Here is an 18,695-nt window from a genome sequence, read left to right on the forward strand (position 1 = left end):
CGGCAGCACCTAGATGCGGGCGCCGTCGTCGTCCTCATTCTTTTCCTGCGGAAGCCGCATGATGAGGAACACCACCGACGCCACAAAAGCGGCAACAATTCCCAGGATCGCAACAAGGGGAGCAGACCGCCAGAACATTGCGGTGAAGAGCAGCGCGATGGGTCCTCCCACTGCACCAACCCACGCCAGCATGGTCAAGGGCTCCGTGCCGGCAAGGCTCGGAGGCTCCTCGGGAACGAAAGCGTCATCGTCGTCGTCTTCGACCTCGAAGTCACGTGGCCCCAAGGGACGGCCGGCGCCTTCGGAAGACGCGGGAACCGCGGTCGCTTCAGCGGGCGGCGTGGACAATCCCAAGGGGTCGAAATCCCTGAAGGCCTTGCTGGATTCACGCCGGGGCAGCCCGCCGTCTCCGGGAGCCGGGTTCAGGGGACCGGCCGACGGCGGGTTCCCGGCTTCGGAGGTTCCAGTCCCCTCCAACCGGGCCACCAGGTCCAGCCATACGGCGTCGTCGTCCTTGTTGGCGCTCTGATCGGCAGAGTTGGCATCAGGCCTGTTCATGGGCTGTGTCCTTTTCGGGGGAGGGCCCGTGTCCGGCCAGGGTTGCTACGGTTTGTTGAATGAACTCCACGGTACCCGCGAAGATCTCCGGGGCGTCGTTGTCGAGAGTAGCCACGTGGTAGCTGTTGTTGAGGTATTTGACGTCCACTGGTGCGTTGACCCGGGCGCGCAGGAAATCCAGGCTCGCCTCTGAGATCACGTTGTCCACACTGGATTTGTAGACCTGGACAGGGGAGTGGATGCGGGGCAGGATCGCTGCCGTGTCCTTGTACATCTTCTTTAACTCGTGCGCCGCGGCAACGGGAGTGCGGGCGTAGGCGCCTTCATTCTGGTCCGGTTTGAGGATGTCGTTGGCAATGGCCGGCGTTGTCTTCACCACGTATTTGAGCGCAGCGACTATGACTGCCCGTGGATCATCGAGGACCAAGCCCGGGTTGACCACCACTGTTCCGGCCACAGGGCGCGTCGCCGCGATGCGCAGCGCCAAAGTGCCGCCCATGGACAGGCCGGTGCTGAAGACGTAATCGCACTCGGCGGCCAGTTCAAGGTAGGCGTCATCCACTGCGCGGTGCCACTCCTGCCAGGAACGCCTCGCCATGTCCTGCCACGTGGTGCCGTGACCGGGCAGCAAGGGCAGCCTGACAGCATAACCGGCTGCCGCTAGGTGCTCGGCCCAAGGCCTGACGCTGTGTGGACTGCCGGTAAAACCGTGGGACATAACGACACCCACGCGGGGGCCTGTCCCGTTCCAACTGCTGAGGAACGGCGAGAAATCCGGAAGCATGTTCATGATGACTCTGAGGCTACTCTGTCCCCGGCGTGCTGACGGAAAAACCTGGCTGATTGTTCGAAAATGGTAGGCGCATCAACATCCAGTGTGGCCACATGACCGCTGTGCGGAAGCGTCACCACTTTTAACCGGGAGGACGCAATGTGGCGCTCAATGGCGGCTACGGAACTCGGCGGGACCACCTCGTCCACTGACGACTTGAAGACCAAAGCCGGAGCCTGCACCTTGGGCAATCCGAGAGTGGCCGCCCGGAAGAGCTTCTTCAGTTCATGGACTGACTTCAGGGGCGTCTTGGAATAGTCGCCATCCTGGGTGGTGACCGGAGCCGGTTTGTCTTCAACGATGGGTGTGGTGGTGGGCATGACGTATTTGAGGGCAGCTACGTACCTCACGCGACGGTCATAGAAACTCAGGCCCGGATTGACAAGGACCAGCCCGGGGACATCATGCTGTGAAGCTACACGCAGTGCCACGGCGCCACCCATGGACAATCCCGCCACGAAGCACTTTTCTGTTTGCCCGGCCAAGTCCAGGTAACTCTGTTCAAAAGTCCGGTACCAGTCCTGCCACCGCGTTGTTGCGAGGTCCTGCCAACTGGTCCCGTGGCCAGGCAGCAGTGGTACAGAAACGGCGAATCCTTGAGCGGCCAGATACTCCGCCCACGGGAGGACACTGAGTGGACTGCCGGTGAATCCGTGGCAGATGGCCACTCCGGTGCCGGCATTGGGTCCGTGCCCGGCATGGTGGAAGGCAAGCGGCGCTGCAGGTGTGAGGCGTTCCGTCATGTGTCCCATCGTGTCACTGTTCCGGAGATTTCTCACTGGAGTAGGGTTGCAGTTGAGTGCCGGCCGGGTTGCCGGAAGCATGCCATCCGTCGGCCGTGAGAGGACAACCGTGTTCTATTGGGTCATGAAAAGGATCTTCCTGGGTCCCATCCTCAAACTCCTGTTCAGGCCGTGGGTCAAGGGCCTGGATAACGTCCCTGAAAGCGGCGCCGCAATCCTGGCGTCCAACCACCTGTCCTTTTCGGACTCCATCTTCCTGCCTTTGATGGTGCACCGGCCGGTGATCTTCCTGGCCAAGTCCGAGTACTTCACCGGGAAAGGCTTCAAGGGCCGGCTTACGGCGCTTTTCTTCAGGCTGAGCAACCAACTTCCCATGGACCGTTCCGGAGGGGCAGCGTCCGAGATGTCGTTGCAAGCCGGCAAAGATGTCCTCGCCTCCGGGGGCTTGTTGGGAATTTACCCGGAAGGCACCCGCAGCCCGGACGCCCGGCTCTACCGCGGCAAGGTGGGTGTAGCGCGGCTCGCCTTGCAAACCAGGGTCCCCGTGGTGCCGGTCGCCATGATCGGCACGGAGAAAGTCCAGCCCATCGGTAAGCGGCTCCCCAGCATCCGCCGGGTCGGCATCATCTTTGGACAACCCCTGGACTTCAGCCGCTACTACGGCATGGAGGACGACCGCCTGATCCAGCGCGCAGTGACGGACGAAATCATGTACGCCCTGATGCGTCTCTCCGGCCAGGAATACGTCGATGAGTATGCCGCCGTGGTCAAGGCCCAATTGGCCGGCAAGGGCCCGGAGCCTGTCCACCAGCTTGAGGTGACAGAGGAGGTCACCGAAGACATCGCTGAGGACAGGGATGAACCTGGGAGCGGCGGGGACGGGACATCGCAGAAACTGTGACGCGGGCGGCAGCATCGGTTACGCCCACTGTCCCGGAACCACGCCGGAGGCTACTACTCTTGAAGGGTGACTGAGCTAACCGCGAACACCGCATCCTCCACAGCAGATCCCCTTGCCAGCACCGCCCAAAGCGGGGCAGCGAACTATCCCGGGCTCGACGCCTGGCGGGACCTGCCGATTTCACAGCAGCCCACTTGGTCGGACGCCGGCGTTTTCGAGGCTTCCGTCAAGGAACTTTCCGTGGTGCCGCCGCTGGTCTTCGCAGGCGAAGTGGACGTTCTTCGGGAGCGACTGGCCGCTGCGGCACAGGGCAAGGCTTTCCTCCTGCAGGGCGGCGATTGCGCTGAGACCTTTGAGGCCGCCACCGCGGACAAGATCAGCGCCCGCGTAAAGACCATCCTGCAGATGGCAGTGGTGCTCACGTACGGTGCTGCCATGCCCGTCATCAAGATGGGCCGCATGGCGGGCCAGTTTGCCAAGCCGCGCTCGTCCAACGACGAGACCCGCGACGGCGTGACACTTCCCGCCTACCGCGGCGACATCGTCAACGGCTACGACTTCACCCCGGAGTCCCGCGCCCACGACGCCGGCCGCATGCTGAAGGCCTACCACACCTCTGCTTCCACTCTGAACCTCATTCGTGCGTTCACCCAGGGTGGCTTCGCGGACCTTCGACTCGTCCACCAGTGGAACAAGGGCTTCACGGAAAACCCGGCGCACGCCCGTTACGAGTCGCTGGCACGCGATATCGACCGTGCCATCAGCTTCATGGACTCTTGTGGTGCCGACTTCGAGGCACTGAAGAGGGTGGAGTTCTTCGCCAGCCACGAAGCGTTGCTTCTCGACTATGAGCGTGCCCTCACCCGCATCGATTCCCGCACCGGCCTGCCCTACGACACCTCCTCACATTTCCTGTGGATCGGCGAGCGGACCCGTGAACTGGACCATGCACATGTCGACTTCCTCTCCCGTGTGCGGAACCCGATCGGCGTCAAGCTTGGGCCAACCACCAGCGGTGACGATGCTTTGCGCTTGATCGACAAGCTGGACCCCAACCGGGAACCGGGCCGCCTGACGTTCATCACGCGCATGGGTGCGACGAACATCCGGGAAAAGCTGCCTGCCGTCGTCGAGCGCGTCACGGCCTCAGGGGCACAGGTGCTGTGGGTCACCGATCCCATGCATGGCAACACTGTCACGTCACCGAACGGCTACAAGACCCGCAACTTCGACGACGTCATTGATGAAGTCCGTGGCTTCTTCGAGGTCCACCACTCGTTGGGTACCGTCCCCGGCGGCCTTCACGTCGAAATGACCGGCGACGACGTCGCTGAGTGCCTGGGCGGTGCCGATCCCATCGATCAGGACGCTTTCCTGGACCGTTACGAGTCAGTGTGCGATCCCCGCCTCAACCACATGCAGTCCCTTGAGATGGCCTTCCTGGTGGCAGGAGCCCTCTCCAAGCGGTAGGAAACCAGAACGAAAGGCGCGGTCCGGATGTCTCCGGACCGCGCCTTTTTGATGTATTCAGGTAACTGGAGTGGGGCTGCTAGACGACTGTCAGCGTAATAACCGAATCTTCCGGTACTTCAGTATTGACGGGGCTCTGGTCACGGACGGTACCGAAGAAACCGCCGAGGATCTTGTTGACTTCCACCTTGAAGCCCAACTTCTTCAACTCCTTCTCAGCCTCATCGGCCTGTTTGCCAATGAAGCTGGGAACCTTCAGCATTTTGGGCCCCTTGGACACGGTCAGCGTCACGGACTCGCCTCGGATGAGGGTGCCGTTGGCCGGTGACTGGGAGACCACTGCGCCCTTGGGGACCGACTTGTCATTGACCGTTTCCGGAGCAATCACTGCTTTGAGCCCGGCGTCCTGGAGGGCCTTGACTGCGGCATCCTGTGTTTTGCCGCGAACGTCCGGCACGGGAATCGGCTGCGGACCCTTGGAAACTTCCAGGGCCACAGGCGTACCGTGCCGGACTTCAGTGCCCTTGGCCGGGTCCTGGGCAATCACGACGCCGGCAGGTACTTTCTCGTCGAAGGCTTCGGTGACGTTCCCCAAGGCCATTTCCGCGGCATTGAGTGCCGTCTTGGCCTCGTCCAGGGTGCCGCCGGTCAAGTCGGGCAAGGGGAAGAGCTGGGCCCCCTTGGAGACGAAAAGGGTAATGGGCTGGAACTTCCGTACTTCTGCGCCGGATTCGGGCTCGGTTCCGACCGCGAGTCCGGCCAGGATGTCGTCGTCGAAGACGTCGCGCGGTTCCGATTGGAAACCAGCAGTCCGGAGGAGTTGCTGTGCCTCGGCAACAGTCTTGTTCTTGACGTCGGGTACAGTCCCGGGTGAACCGGGCCCCATGCCGAAGAACCACCCGGCTGCAGCCGCGAGCATCGCCAGGATGACGATCACGATGGCCCAGATCACGCCACGACGGCGGGGATTGCCTTCCCTGAGGGGGCGGACAGGGGTCGCTGCAGCGCGGGCGCGGTCTTTGGTCTGTTGCCTCTCGAGCCTCTTCAGCTCACGCTTGCCGGGACGGCCAAGGTCCTGCCCAGCATCCCCGCCTGTCGCAGTCCTCGCGTGCTGGATCGCTGAACCACCGGCGGCCATGATGGTGGTCGGGTTGCTCTGGTGGCTGATGAACTCGGTAGGTGACGCCGTGGTTGCCAGCGTTTCCGTTGGACTACCGGCGCCGCCACCGAGCGCGGTGGAAGCCGATACCGCGGGGTGTGGGTTGGGTCCCGGGGCTTGCCGGTGGTCCAACTGTTGGTCGGTCAGCGTGGTTCTGATGTGGCGGAGTTCGGCCAGGAGGGCAGCGCCGTCCACAGGCCTGTTCTCGGCATCTGCCGCCGTGCACCACTGAACCAGTTCGTCAAGGTCTTCGGCCAATCCGGGAACAACGTCCGACGGTCGTCCCACCACCGCGTTGACGTGCTGGTAGGCCACCTGGATGGGGGAGTCGCCGGCGTAGGGCTGTTTGCCGGTCAGCATTTCGTAGAGCATGATGCCCGCCGAGTAGATATCGCTGCGGGCATCCGCGGGTTGCCCAAGAACCAGTTCAGGAGCCAGATAAGCCACAGTGCCGATCAGGGCGCCGGTGCTGGTATTGGCCGAGACCGCCCGGGCCAGGCCAAAATCACCCACCTTGATCCGGCCGTCGTCGGCGATCAGGACGTTCTCGGGTTTGATGTCCCGGTGGATCAAGCCGGAGCTATGGGCAGCGGCCAGTCCTTCGATGACGGGATCGATCAGTGCAAGAGCAAGCCTCGGTGCCAGGATGCCTTGCTCGATAAGGACGTCGCGGAGGGTGTGGCCCTTGACGAATTCCATCACCAGGTAGGCGATGTGGCCGTCTTCGCCTTGGTCCAGTACGCCCACAATATGGGGGTGGGAAAGGCTGGCGGCGGCTTTTGCCTCGCGGCTCAGCCGCTGCAGGAAGGTGGGATCGTTTGCCAGGTGTGGGTGCAGGACTTTGAGGGCCACGTCGCGCTCAAGGCGCTGGTCCGTGGCCAGGTAGACGGTGGACATTCCGCCCTTGGCGAGGCGGGAACGGACCAAGTATCGGCTGTCCACCATGGTCCCAATGAGCTGGTCCTGCGTTGGTTCTTGCACCATACGATCCTAAACGAGGCAGGGAAGGGGCCCGAATCCACATTGGGCTGGCCAATGGGATCCGGGCCCCTTCCGAGGTGCTGCTGAAGCCTAGCCGAACGTGCGCTGGCGGGCCTTGATCGATTCGACGTAACGCTTGGTGTCGTCGTACATGCCGTACTTGCTGACCGAGTACTGGCCCTGGTAGTAACCGGCAATCGCGGTGTCCAGGTCCTTGCTGGTGGCGATCAGTGCGCGGATGATCGCGACTCCTGCCGTGGCGTTGTCGTAGGGGTCCAAAAGGTTGAGCTTGCGGCCCACCAGGTCCGAGGCCCACTGGCCGGACGACGGAATGACCTGCATGGTGCCGATCGCGTTGGCAGGTGAAACAGCCCGCTGGTCGAAGCCGGACTCCTGTTCTGCGAAAGCAAGCGCCAGGGACGGGCTGACGCCCATGCGCCTGGCCGTATCTGCCACGATGCTCTTCATTTCGGCGCGGCTTGGTACCGGGGAAGCGTTGAGGAGGGCCTTGTTCTCGTTGGCCGAACTCACCACGGCCGCCGGGTAGGTGAAGCCCAGGAAGGTGCTGGGAACCAGCGGCTTGGTCTCGCCGGCGGGCTGAAGTCCGGGGCCGGGGATGCTGAGCTTCTGGCCAGGGTAGATGACCGTGGTTGCCGATACCTTGTTGGCGGTCATCAGCGCGCTCAGGGAGACCCCGTGGCGCGCGGCGATGGAGCTGAGGGTGTCGCCGGCTTTGATGGTGTAGGAACCTGTGCTGGCCAAGGGGGCAGGCGCGGGGGCCGGTGCTGGAGCCGCGGGCGTGGAGGGCGCAGAGCCGCCGCTGACCTTGATCTTCTGCCCCGGGTAGATGATGGAGCTTCCATTGAGGTTGTTCCAGCTGAAAATGCTGGACAGGGGTACGCCATGCTTGGCGGCTATCGCGCCCAGGGTGTCACCGGAGACCACTGTGTAGATGCTGGCGTTGCCTGGGGCGCTCGGGGCCGCCGGTGCGGAGGGTTGGGCGGGTGTGGTCGTAGCCGTTCCCGTGAGTTTGATGGTCTGGCCCGGGTAGATCAACGTGGTGGCCGAGAGCTTGTTCAGCTGGAGGACCGCGTTGGTGTCCAGATTGAAGCGGCGGGCGATCGCGCTGATGGTGTCGCCACGGACGATCGTGTAAGTATCCGGAACCGAAGGGGCCATGGGGCGCAGGGCTGCGGGCAGCGTGGCTGCAACAGCCTGTGCGGGGATGACGGTGCCGGCATTGACGGCTTGCGCCTTCATTGCTGCAGCAAGCGTGGCAGGGACTTTGCGGGGCTGGGGTGCCGGGGAAGCCATGGACGGCTGGGCCAGGGCAAGCGAGGACAAAACCACGGCGGGAAGCGCAGCCGTGGTTGCCGCAATGACCGGCATGCTCATGGTTCGTTTCGGCGAGCGGGGCGTCGTCATGAAGTGTCCTCATCTCAACAGCGGGGTGTTGGGTAGCGCTGTTGTCAGTGTTGCCAATGTTACTGATGTTATCAATGGTGCAAGTGTGATCAGTGTGAATCTCTCACACTTATTCAATCGACACAACAATTCCTGTCGTACGGGATTATGGACACCAATTAATTGCCAATGAAATGGCGGCCTCAAGGCGGGAGCCGGGTGCCGCCGTCGAACCCCGGCTAGGCGCCGGGCAGTGCGGCGTGGCAACCTTGTTCCGTGAGTAATGTAGAAAGCCTTGTTTCCGACTGGCTCCCGCTGCCGGATGTCGCCGAGCTGCTGGAAGTTTCCATCACCAAAGTCCACGGACTTTTGGATGAGCGTGCGCTGGTAGCCATCAGGCGGGGAGAGCGGAATGTCCGCTCCGTTCCAGCCTTGTTTCTTCAGGATGGGCATGTTGTAGACAGCTTGAAGGGAACCATCGCGGTTCTCAGCGATGCCGGTTACAACGACGAAGAGTTGATCGTCTGGCTCTTTACCCCGGATGAATCACTGCGGGGCCGTCCTATCGACGCCCTTCGCGAGGGGCGGAAAACTGAAATCAGGCGTCGCGCCCAGTCTCTCGCCTGGTAGAGGTGTCTTCCCGGCTGGACAGCCTGGAACTGAATTAAAACGACGACGACGGCGGGTTCCACCGCCGTCGTCGAGTCATGTCCTTTCGAAGCCGGTCCCCACCGGCTGAACCGCCAAGATGATGCTGAGGCTTAGGCTGCGCGGCTGACGGCGGCCTCGGCCAACTGCCTCAATGCCGTGAGCGGCGCGTCATCGAGTGGCAGGCGTTCCAACGCTTCAAAGGCCTGGTTGCTCAGTTCGGCAATCCGCGACTCCGTGGCATCCAAAGCGCCGCATTGCACCATGATGCGGCGGATACGAGCTACGTCGTCTTCGCCAAGGCCCGGATTACCCAGCATTCGATCAAGGTATTCTGCGTCGTCGGCTGTTGCCTGATTCAAGGCAAATCCAACAAGGACAGTGCGCTTGCCTTCCAACAAATCATCGCCTGCCGGTTTGCCGGTGGTTTCGGGATCGCCAAAGACTCCAAGGACGTCGTCCCGCATTTGGAATGCCTCGCCGAGGGGCAATGAAAACTCTGAGTAGTTCTTCAGCAGCCCCGCGGGGGCGCCGGCAAGCGCTCCGCCCAATGCCAGCGGATGTTCCGTGGAATACTTTGCTGATTTGTACCGTATGATCGATTGCGCGCGATCCACTGAGCCGGCCCGGTCACGAACAGGGCCGGCCACCTCCTCAAGAATGTCGAGGTACTGGCCCGCCATGACCTCGGCCCTCATGACATTAAAAATGCGGCGCGCGGGGGTTCCCGCCGCGGCCCGGACGCCGATTTCGGTAAAGGACTCCTCGCTGAAGGATAAGCAGAGGTCCCCCGTCAGAATGGCAGCGGCATCCCCAAAGCGCGCGCTGTCCAAAGCCCAGCCGTTGATGCCATGGAGTTGGCTGAAGCGTTTGTGCACGCTGGGTCCACCGCGGCGTGTATCTGATCGGTCAATGATGTCGTCATGGATCAGCGCTGCTGCCTGGAACAGTTCCAGCGCGCACCCGGCTGTAACGATGTCAGGATCTCCGGATTGACCGCCTGAGCCCCTCCAACCCCAATAGCACATCAGTGCGCGGAGTCGTTTTCCACCAGTGACGAGGTGGGAAATTGAGCCGATCAGCGGTTCGACGTCCGGGGATACCGTAGCCATGAGGTCCTGTTGCTGTGACAGGAAGTTTCTCAGTTTGCCCGCAACCCCGTTGATGAACTCCGTCTGTTCGGACGCCACTTGGGAAAATGCCGTCACTTGATGGACCCGGACGCCACGTTGGCGCCAATGGTGAAGGTTGACACGCCTTCCTTTTGCCGTATTGAGACGTTCACGGTCTCGCCATCGCCCCTGATGAAGTCCAGCGAGGTGACGTTGCCCACGGCTTCTGGGCCTGGGACAAGCTTGAAGCCCTGTGCCTCCAAGGATGTTTTGTAGTAGTCCACCACGCCCTCAGGCGGGGCCTTGACGGTTCCGACCAAGGCAACGGTGGCCAGGGAGGTGCTCTTGTCAAAACTGCTGGAACGGACAGACGTCTTGGGCATGACGGGGATCAACTGTTCAGGGAAGCCGGGAACAAGTGCGTTCACCGTTGCCGTTGCGCCGGGCGCCGGGGTGGCCGACTCCGTGGCCGTCGCAGTCTCCGGTGCCGACGTGGAACCGGAGCCCGAACCTGAAGCGGCCGGCGTGGATGGTGCCGACTGCGATGAAGTCTCTGTGGGGGAGGGCGCGGCTGAGCCTCCTGGCGACGGCGTACATGCCGAGGCCGCGACGGCGACACTTGCTGCGAGCAGGGCAAAACCTCGCGATCGAGGAGTTCCAAAGAGCTTCACAGGGTATCCTTCCGTGGGCTGAGCCTGACTGTGCCTCCAGTTTAGTCAGTGGCCGGGCATAGTATTGCCGATGTGAGGCAGGAAGCATTCGGAAACGGACCGGGAGCCGGCCAGGAACCCTCCCGCAGCGCTGGAGATGCTCTGCGGGAACTGAGGCGAACCAGCATACTTCACGTTGATATGGATGCGTTCTTCGTTTCCGTTGAACTCCGCAGCCGCCCTGATCTTCGGGGAAAACCCGTCTTTGTCGGATTTCCCGCTGAGCGGTCGGTGGTGCTCTCTGCTTCTTACGAGGCCCGGGCAACCGGAGTGAAGTCCGCGATGCCGATGTCCATGGCGATGAGACGCTGTCCGTCCGCAGTGATCATCAACCCGCGGCACACGGTGTACTACGAAGTGTCCGGCCAGATCATGGAGATCTTTGCCTCCATTACGGATCTCGTGGAACCGCTCAGCGTGGACGAAGCGTTCTTGGATGTTGGCGGCGCGATTCGCCGGCTCGGTCCGCCCTTGGACATCGGCCACCTCATCCGGCGACGGGTCCAGTCGGAACTGGGCATTACGGCCTCCGTGGGAATTGCAAGCACCAAGTTCGTGGCCAAGATCGCGTCCACGCGGTGCAAGCCCGACGGAATACTGCAGATCGACGCGGAGGACACCCTGGCGTACCTGCACAGCCTCCCTGTCAACGCATTGTGGGGTGTGGGTGGAAAGACCGGAGAAATGCTTGCCCGGCTTGGCATCCGGACCGTGGCAGATGTGGCAGCTACTCCCTTGGCATCTTTGAAGAAGGTCCTGGGTGCCAGCGGTGAACACGTCCACCGCCTGTCCATGGGGGTCGATCCGCGACCCGTGACCCCCACCAGGCTGGAGAAGAGCATCGGAGCCGAGGAGACGTTCACCAACGACACCGGCGACGACGACCTGTTGCACAGGGAACTGCTGCGCCTCTCGCACCGGACGGCGGGTAGGTTGCGGAGTTCAGGCATGCTGGCCAGGACTGTCGCCTTGAAGCTGAGGTACTCGGACTTTTCGACCGTCACGCGGAGCCGGACCGTCCACGCCCCGGTGGACAGTGCCCAGATGATCTACCAAGTGGCTGTTCAACTGCTGGAATCCCTGGGCCCGCGGTCCATGACTGTCCGGCTCGTAGGGGTTCGGGCAGAGCAGCTTGAGCCAGCCGGACAGACGTCCCTGCAGCTGAGCCTGGATCGCCGGGATGACAACTGGAGGGCAGCGGAGCAGGCATTGGACCGCGTTTCAGAACGCTTCGGTTCCAAGACCTTGCTCCCTGCCAGGCTCCTGGAACCGGGAAAACCTCCCACAGGCACCTGATCGGCTGTGAGCTTGGTCCCGCTGGGCTCCGGGCGTCTTTCAGAACGGCGTCGGACAAACTATCCTATTTATTACAGAGATTTAGATCGTCTGGACAAACTGTTTCCTGAACAGTCGGCCCTGAGATGCCCGCTGAACCACGAGGGAATTTTGGGAACGATTTTCTTGGTCCGATCGTTTTGGAAACAGACGCACAGAAAGCGTTATGTCCAGACGCTGGCTGACTAAAGGAGGTCGCGATGCCCCTCTCGGAGCACGAACAGAAGCTGCTTGAGCAACTGGAAAAGCAACTTCATGAGGACGATCCGAAGTTCGCCAGCACCATGGGCTCGGATCCCATTCGCAGTTGGTCAACCCGGCATGTGATTATCGGCGTGCTCGGCGCCATTGCCGGCATCCTCCTCCTGCTCGTGGGAGTGTCGATGCAGGCGATACCAGTGGGTGTCCTCGGCTTCGTCGTCATGGGTGCTGGCGTTTACTTCGCCACGCTGCGCGGAGGTGCCTTTGGCAAAGCCGGCAAGGGCAAGCCTGCAAAGGGCAAACCCAAGAGTTCCTTCATGAGCAGCTTGGAAGAGCGCTGGGACGAGCGGCGCCGCGACGATTCCTGAGCGTTCGTTTCTCTCTCCACCGCCGGCCGTGCCGGTTACCCTGCTTGACGTGCGCCCCTGACGATCCAAAGGGGATAACGAAAGACCCGCAAACTGCGGGTCTTTTTGCGTTTAAGGAGTGGTGGTGGCCTCCTCCACTTCCCACCCCGTCTCCACTTTCCACCACCCGCCACCTCCACAGCTGCGTAGATGTCCGGATTGGATACCTGGGCTCCCTGTTGGGAGCAGACGCGCCGAACCCAGGGGATCGCATCCCTCCACTTTCCGCCACGACCCTGAAAGCCGCGCCGTTTCGGTCATCTTAAAACTCAAGGTGGTGGAGAAACGCCCCATACTGCGTTGACTGTGGGGCTTTGTGGAGTAAAGTGGAGCACATAAGAGGGTAGTGGCAGTGTTGGGAATGAACGGGCACCTTAACTGAGGGGCGGTGGGGCCAGATGTTTCTGGGTACTCACTCGCCGCGTCTCGATGAAAAGGGCAGGATCATCCTTCCCGCCAAGTTCCGTGAGGAGCTGGCGGAGGGGTTGGTCCTCACCAGGGGCCAGGAACGCTGCATCTACGTCTTCAGCCAGAAAGAATTCGAACGTATCCACGAATCGATGCGGGAAGCGCCACTGTCTTCCAAGCAGGCCCGTGACTACATTCGTGTTTTCCTGTCCGGAGCCTCTGATGAAGTACCTGACAAGCAGGGGCGCGTGACGATTCCGCCGGCGCTCCGGGCGTATGCGGGCCTCGGTAGGGAACTGGCCGTGATCGGTGCCGGTACCCGGGCGGAGATCTGGGATGCCGAAGCTTGGAATGAGTACCTCAACGAGAAGGAAGCAGCCTTCTCGGAAACGGATGACGACAATCTGCCCGGGTTCATCTAACCGGTCGGAGGAAGCAGTATTACCGCTTCTTGAATGGGATCTCCAGCCGCCCATCGAACAGTCTTCCTGGCTCACCTTCCCCTGAGCCAGGCCGGCCGAACGATAGGCGCGGATGGGGATCCGATTCAAGAAACACCAGGCAAGCGATTGCGGAAAGAGGAGGCAGCGTGGAAGAGCAGGACGCGGCAAAGCCCACATCGGAGCGCCACGTACCCGTCCTCAAAGACCGCTGCATCAACTTGCTGGCCCCTGGTTTCGAGGCTGCCCGGAAGCGCGGCCAGACGCCTGTGGCCATCGATGCCACCCTGGGCATGGGTGGCCACTCCGAGGCGATGCTGCAACGCTTTCCGGACCTGCACCTGGTCGGCATTGATCGCGATGAGGAAGCGCTCGCTTTGGCGGGTGCACGGCTGGAGCCGTTTTCGAACAGGACTGACCTGGTTCACGCCGTCTACGACGAAATCGAAGACGTCTTGGCGGACCTTGGCATCCCCGAGGTTCATGGCATCCTCATGGACCTGGGCGTGTCTTCACTGCAGCTTGATGAGCGGGAGCGTGGCTTCGCCTACTCCTACGACGCCCCCCTGGACATGCGGATGGACACCAGCCGCGGCCAGACAGCTGCCGATGTAGTCAACAACTACAGCGAAGACGAGCTGGTCCGCATCATCCGTAAATGGGGCGAAGAAAAGTTTGCCGGGCGCATCGCCAACAGGATCGTGAATGCCCGCGCCGGGAAGCCCTTCGCGACCACCGGTGAACTGGTGGAACAGATCCGGAGTGTAGTCCCCGCTGCAGCCGCGAAGAGCGGTGGACACCCCGCCAAGCGCACCTTCCAGGCGCTTCGGATTGAGGTCAACGAGGAATTGGATGTGCTGGAACGGGCCGTTCCTGCAGCCGTGGCCGCTACGGCCATGGGCGGCCGGATTGTAGTGATGTCGTATCACTCGCTGGAAGACAAGATCGTGAAGTCCGTATTCCAGGCCGGATCCAAATCCTCAGCCCCACTTGGTTTTCCCGTGGAACTTGAAGAACACAAACCCGAACTAAAGACCATCACCAGGGGCACGGAAGTGCCCACCGCAGCAGAAATCGCTGAGAACCCCCGCGCGGCGTCCGCCCGGTTGAGGGCAGTGGAGCGCATCAAACCGAGGAGAGACGCATGAGCAACGCCGCAGCGAAGACACTGCCCTCCGTGGTGGGCAATACGGCCCGTGCGCTGCCCGCTCCTGCCGGCAAGCCTGACGCCGGACGCAAGGCCCGCACTCCGCTCTCCCTGGTGCGAAACGCTCCGGGCAAACGCCGGACACCTTTTGTTGTCCTCTGCTTCGTGGCCATGGCGGCTGCCCTCCTGACCGTACTTGTCTTGAACATTTCAGTGTCCACCGCCCAGTACCAGTTGGTGCAGCTCAAGGCGGAGGCAGCCACCCTGAATAAGGAAAACCAGGACCTGACACAGAAGAAGCAGAATTTCGAAGCTCCCCAGAATCTGGCAGCAAAGGCTGCAGAATTGGGAATGGTTCCTTCCACCGTCAAGGGACAGATCGACCTGAATACGATGACCGTCACCGGAAAGGCAACGCCGGCAGTTAAGGGAGATGCTCCCTTGGCCCAGCTTGCTCCTCCGGCCGTGGCGGGGATGCTGGACGTGGTTCCCTCGGTGACAACCAAGGATCCGCTGGAGAACCTCAAACCGGTAACACCGGTGGCGCCGCCCACTCCGGCGGCTCCTGCCGAAAATCCGGCATCTCCGGCAGCCACGCCTCCGGTTGAACTCCATGGGGGATCAGTCCCGGCCCCCCAGCAGAAGGCACCCGGGCAGTAACCCATCAGTCCACTGAAGCTAGGCCAGCAGCAAGGAATCAACGTGGCTCAGAACCCCGGCACATCGAAAAAAACGAAGACGCCGGCGGCAAGAAAGCGGCTCCGCGTTGGTCTTGGCATCATGCTGACCCTGCTGTTGGTTGTGGGCGGGAAGCTCTTCATGGTCCAGGGCCTGGACATGGGAGGAATGGCCGAGGCCGCGCTGGCAAAACGCCTCACACCGCAGGTCCTGCCGGCAGAACGCGGACAGATTGTGGACGCGAACGGAACCGTGCTGGCCAGCAGCGTCATCCGCTACAACCTGGTGGTCGATCAGGTCTTGAACACGAACACAGCCTCTTTCAAGCGCTATAACGAGAAGACCGACGAGATCGAGACTGTTTCCAGGGACCAGGGCATCTCGGAGCTCGCTACGCTCCTGGGGTCCGACGTGGAAAAGATCCGTGAGGCGCTGACCGGGGACAAGAAGTACTTCGTGGTTGCCAAGGACATCAAGCCTGAACTTGAAGACCGCATCTCCAAACTGAACATCCCCGGAGTCGTCCCTGAAGGCGTCAGCAAGCGCGTCTACCCCAACGGCAGTGTTGCCGGTGGCGTGGTGGGCTTCCTCCAGGACGGGACCACCGGACAAGCAGGCATCGAACAAACCCAGGACGAGATCCTTCGCGGTGTTGAAGGCAAGCGGGTCTTTGAGATCGGCGCTGACGGCCTGAGGATTCCGGTTGCCACCGATGAACTGACGCCGGCCGTGGATGGCAGCGACGTCAAGCTGACCATCAACACCGATATCCAGTACTTCGCGCAGCAGGCCATCCAAAGCCAGGTGGACAAGATGAACGCGGAGTGGGGGTCCATCATTGTGATGGACACCAAGACCGGCAACCTGGTGGCCCTGGCTGATACCAACGCTCCGGATCCCAATGACCCGGGGAAAGTGGACGCCAAGGATCGGGGCGTACGCTCCGTGACGGCCGCCTATGAACCTGGGTCCGTGCAAAAGATGATCACCGCGGCGGCTGTCATCGAGGAGGGCAAGTCCTTCCCCTTGGATCACTTCACAATTCCAACGGCATACACCATCGACGGACAGACGTTTACGGACGCCTTTGAGCACGGCACGGAGGAACGCACCCTGGCGGGCATCCTGGGGTGGTCCATGAACACCGGAACCGTCATGGCCGGCAGCAGGTTGACCAAGGAACAGCGCTACGACTGGCTGAAGAAATTCGGCATTGGGGAGCAAACGGACATCGGCTTGCCGGCTGAGGCCACCGGCATCCTGGCCAAGCCTGAGCAGTGGGACGAACGGCAGCAATACACGGTGCTGTTCGGCCAGGGCGTTTCCCAATCCACACTCCAGACAGTCCGGGCCTTCCAGAGCATCGCCAACGATGGTGTGATGCTGCAGCCCAGGCTCATAGACAGCTACGTCACCCCCGAGGGGGAGGAACAGAAGGTTGCGGCCAAGGATTCGCGCCAGGTGGTGTCCAAGGAGACCGCGCAGCAGGTCCGGGACATTCTGGAGAGCGCCGTGACCGAGGGGCAGATCAAGGACGCGGCCATTGACGGCTACCGGGTTGGTGCTAAGACGGGAACGTCCCAGGCGCCCCGTGAAGACGGTCTGCCCGGCTTCGACGGTTACACCGCCTCGATGGTGGGCATGGCGCCGATGGATGACCCCCGTTTTATCGTCGAAGTGGTCCTGCAGCGTCCCAAGGGAAACATCTACGGCGTCACCAACGGGCCGGTGTTTCGGTCGGTGATGGCGCAGGTCCTGCGGACCTATAACGTGGCGCCGTCCACAGGAACTCCCGCGCGCCTGCCCCAGTTCGTCAAGTAAGCTTCTTGGGCGTCTGTTTCGGCCAAAATTCGATCCACCACTAACGGCCCGGCGCCGCTGGCCCCAAGCCGGTCGTTCCACGAGCACCAACGGAGAACTACGTGTCAGAGCACTATGAGGCAGCCACCAACGTCACGACACCGGATGCAGGCCGGTCCGGCTTCCGCCCCGGGTCCGTGGCAGCGGTGCCTTTGGCCACCATCGCGGAGGTCCTTGGCGTTGCCGCCCCGGAGGGAATCCATGACGGAGGAGTAACGGGTATCACGCTCAACTCCAGGGCCGTGGAACCCGGCGATCTCTATATGGCTTTGCCGGGAGCCTCGCGCCACGGTGCCGACTTCGTTCCCCAGGCAGTCGAAGCCGGTGCAGTCGCGGTGGTGACGGACGACGCCGGGGCACGCCAGCTTGCGCTGGCCGGCGAACAGCCCGTACCTGTCCTGATCATTGACGAGCCGCGTACGGCTGTGGGTCCTTTGGCCGCACTGATCTACCGAAGCCAGCCCTCCGAAGGTGGATATCCAACGCTCTACGGTGTCACCGGCACCAACGGCAAGACGACCACCACCTACTTCATCAACTCGCTGCTGAGGGCCCTTGGCAAGAAGCCGGGGCTCATTGGCACCATCGAGATCGTGGCGGGCGGTGAACCCATCCCCAGCTTGCTGACCACACCTGAGTCCACGGACGTCCATGCCCTCTTGGCGTTGATGCGGGAACGCGGCTTGGAGGCTGCGTCCATGGAAGTGTCATCCCATGCGATCTCCTTCCGGCGTGTGGATGGTGTGATGTTCGACGTCGCGGGCTTTACCAACCTCACACAGGACCACCTGGACCTGCACGGGAGCATGGAAGAGTACTTCCGCACCAAGGCAGACCTTTTCACTGCAGGCAGGGCCCGGCGCGCCGTTGTGACTGTGGACGACGAGTGGGGACGGAAGCTCGTGGAGCTGGCGGATATCCCTGTCACGACCCTCTCTGCCAAGGACTCCACCTCCGATGCTGATTGGCAGGTAACAGCAGTCGCCGCCCGCGGGCTGGGCTCGGAATTCGAACTACGTCATGTCGATGGACGTGTCCTGCGCGTCCATACGGGGCTGCCCGGGGACTTCAACGTGGCCAATGCAGCCCTGGCCGCCATCATGGTCCTGGCGTCCGGTGTCGATGTACAGACCCTGCAGGCTGCGCTGGATGCCCATGACCCTTTTTCCGTTGGTGTTCCCGGACGAATGCAATTGGTGTCAACTGAACCGGCGGCCGTTGTTGATTTTGCCCACAATCCCGACGCCCTCGCGCGTGCCCTTGAGGCCGTGCGTTCCCCCCAGGAGGGTTCCCGCGTCATTGTGGTCTTCGGTGCCACCGGCCAGCGCGATCAAGGCAAGCGGCCCACCATGGGCGCCATTGCCGCGCGCCTGGCTGACGTGGTGATTGTCAGCGATGACGATCCCCATGACGAAGATGCCGCCTCAATCCGCGCCGAGGTCCTGCAAGGCGCCCACGCGGCACGCGATACAGAGGGACTGTCCAGCGAGATCATCGAGTCCTTCCCCAGGGACGCGGCGATCCGGCTGGCCGTGGAGATGGCCACTGTCAACGACACCATCCTGATCGCCGGACGTGGCCACGAAGTGTGGCAAGAGGTCAAAGGCGTCAACCTGGCTCTGGACGACAGGGTGGAATTGCGTGCCGCCTTGACATCCAAGGGATTCAGCGTTTCAACGGACCAGCGGATAGAGTCCTAAA

The 18,695-nt window shown here is 62.1% G+C and carries 17 protein-coding genes; 10 read left to right on the top strand and 7 right to left on the bottom strand.

Going from position 1 to position 18,695, the window contains the following annotated elements:
• Positions 1–9: 9 nt before the first annotated feature.
• From WBN73_RS18025 to WBN73_RS18035, 3 genes are read right to left on the bottom strand one after another with little or no spacing between them, the layout of a single operon-like run.
• Positions 10–558 carry a hypothetical protein gene (locus WBN73_RS18025; protein ID WP_207597102.1) on the bottom strand — a complete coding sequence of 183 codons (549 nt, stop codon included), beginning with the start codon at positions 556–558 and terminating at the stop codon, positions 10–12.
• The gene (locus WBN73_RS18030) at positions 545–1,348 is read right to left on the bottom strand and encodes an alpha/beta hydrolase (RefSeq protein WP_207597103.1); all 804 of its coding nucleotides are present in this window, start codon (positions 1,346–1,348) and stop codon (positions 545–547) included. Before WBN73_RS18030 ends, WBN73_RS18025 begins: the two co-directional genes overlap by 14 nt.
• A complete protein-coding gene (locus WBN73_RS18035) occupies positions 1,345–2,133 on the bottom strand; it encodes an alpha/beta hydrolase (protein ID WP_207597104.1) in 789 nt (262 codons plus the stop codon). Before WBN73_RS18035 ends, WBN73_RS18030 begins: the two co-directional genes overlap by 4 nt.
• A gap of 109 nt (positions 2,134–2,242) precedes the next feature.
• Between WBN73_RS18035 and WBN73_RS18040 the strand changes: the two genes are divergently transcribed.
• A complete protein-coding gene (locus WBN73_RS18040) occupies positions 2,243–3,034 on the top strand; it encodes a lysophospholipid acyltransferase family protein (protein WP_207597531.1) in 792 nt (263 codons plus the stop codon).
• 66 nt (positions 3,035–3,100) lie between these two features.
• Complete coding sequence (locus WBN73_RS18045; RefSeq protein ID WP_207597105.1) at positions 3,101–4,504, top strand: class II 3-deoxy-7-phosphoheptulonate synthase; 1,404 nt, start codon at positions 3,101–3,103, stop codon at positions 4,502–4,504.
• Positions 4,505–4,583: 79 nt separating this feature from the next.
• Here the strand turns inward: WBN73_RS18045 and pknB are convergent, their stop codons facing one another.
• Both pknB and WBN73_RS18055 read right to left on the bottom strand, forming a co-directional pair.
• Positions 4,584–6,647, bottom strand: a complete 2,064-nt coding sequence (gene pknB, locus WBN73_RS18050; protein WP_207597106.1) for a Stk1 family PASTA domain-containing Ser/Thr kinase — start codon at positions 6,645–6,647, stop codon at positions 4,584–4,586.
• 87 nt (positions 6,648–6,734) lie between these two features.
• Positions 6,735–8,069, bottom strand: a complete 1,335-nt coding sequence (locus WBN73_RS18055) for a LysM peptidoglycan-binding domain-containing protein (RefSeq protein WP_280627705.1) — start codon at positions 8,067–8,069, stop codon at positions 6,735–6,737.
• A 255-nt stretch (positions 8,070–8,324) separates the two neighbouring features.
• Between WBN73_RS18055 and WBN73_RS18060 the strand changes: the two genes are divergently transcribed.
• Positions 8,325–8,678: an Rv2175c family DNA-binding protein gene (locus WBN73_RS18060; RefSeq protein ID WP_207597108.1), complete on the top strand. Its 354-nt coding sequence runs from the start codon at positions 8,325–8,327 to the stop codon at positions 8,676–8,678.
• A gap of 131 nt (positions 8,679–8,809) precedes the next feature.
• Here the strand turns inward: WBN73_RS18060 and WBN73_RS18065 are convergent, their stop codons facing one another.
• Together WBN73_RS18065 and WBN73_RS18070 are read right to left on the bottom strand one after the other, a co-directional pair.
• On the bottom strand, positions 8,810–9,904 hold the full coding sequence (locus WBN73_RS18065; protein WP_337340968.1) for a polyprenyl synthetase family protein: 1,095 nt from the start codon (positions 9,902–9,904) through the stop codon (positions 8,810–8,812).
• Positions 9,901–10,479, bottom strand: coding sequence for a hypothetical protein (locus WBN73_RS18070; protein WP_337340967.1), 579 nt, complete (start codon positions 10,477–10,479; stop codon positions 9,901–9,903). Before WBN73_RS18070 ends, WBN73_RS18065 begins: the two co-directional genes overlap by 4 nt.
• Positions 10,480–10,551: 72 nt before the next feature.
• Between WBN73_RS18070 and dinB the strand changes: the two genes are divergently transcribed.
• From dinB to WBN73_RS18105, 7 genes are all read left to right on the top strand, one after another.
• Positions 10,552–11,814, top strand: a complete 1,263-nt coding sequence (dinB, locus tag WBN73_RS18075) for a DNA polymerase IV (protein ID WP_337340966.1) — start codon at positions 10,552–10,554, stop codon at positions 11,812–11,814.
• A gap of 239 nt (positions 11,815–12,053) precedes the next feature.
• Positions 12,054–12,422, top strand: a complete 369-nt coding sequence (locus WBN73_RS18080) for a DUF3040 domain-containing protein (RefSeq protein ID WP_280627707.1) — start codon at positions 12,054–12,056, stop codon at positions 12,420–12,422.
• Positions 12,423–12,859: 437 nt separating this feature from the next.
• Positions 12,860–13,291 (top strand): division/cell wall cluster transcriptional repressor MraZ, encoded by a 432-nt coding sequence (mraZ, locus tag WBN73_RS18085; protein WP_026542500.1) that lies wholly within the window; start codon positions 12,860–12,862, stop codon positions 13,289–13,291.
• 167 nt (positions 13,292–13,458) lie between these two features.
• A complete protein-coding gene (rsmH, locus tag WBN73_RS18090) occupies positions 13,459–14,457 on the top strand; it encodes a 16S rRNA (cytosine(1402)-N(4))-methyltransferase RsmH (protein ID WP_337340965.1) in 999 nt (332 codons plus the stop codon).
• A complete protein-coding gene (locus tag WBN73_RS18095) occupies positions 14,454–15,116 on the top strand; it encodes a hypothetical protein (protein WP_207597113.1) in 663 nt (220 codons plus the stop codon). Before rsmH ends, WBN73_RS18095 begins: the two co-directional genes overlap by 4 nt.
• A 42-nt stretch (positions 15,117–15,158) precedes the next feature.
• Complete coding sequence (locus WBN73_RS18100) at positions 15,159–16,955, top strand: peptidoglycan D,D-transpeptidase FtsI family protein (protein WP_207597114.1); 1,797 nt, start codon at positions 15,159–15,161, stop codon at positions 16,953–16,955.
• Between the two features lie 101 nt (positions 16,956–17,056).
• A complete protein-coding gene (locus tag WBN73_RS18105) occupies positions 17,057–18,694 on the top strand; it encodes a UDP-N-acetylmuramoyl-L-alanyl-D-glutamate--2,6-diaminopimelate ligase (protein WP_337340964.1) in 1,638 nt (545 codons plus the stop codon).
• The last annotated feature ends 1 nt before the right edge of the window (position 18,695 follow it).

Source organism: Paenarthrobacter sp. CCNWLY172 (assembly GCF_037402035.1).
Classification (GTDB): Bacteria; Actinomycetota; Actinomycetes; order Actinomycetales; family Micrococcaceae; genus Arthrobacter.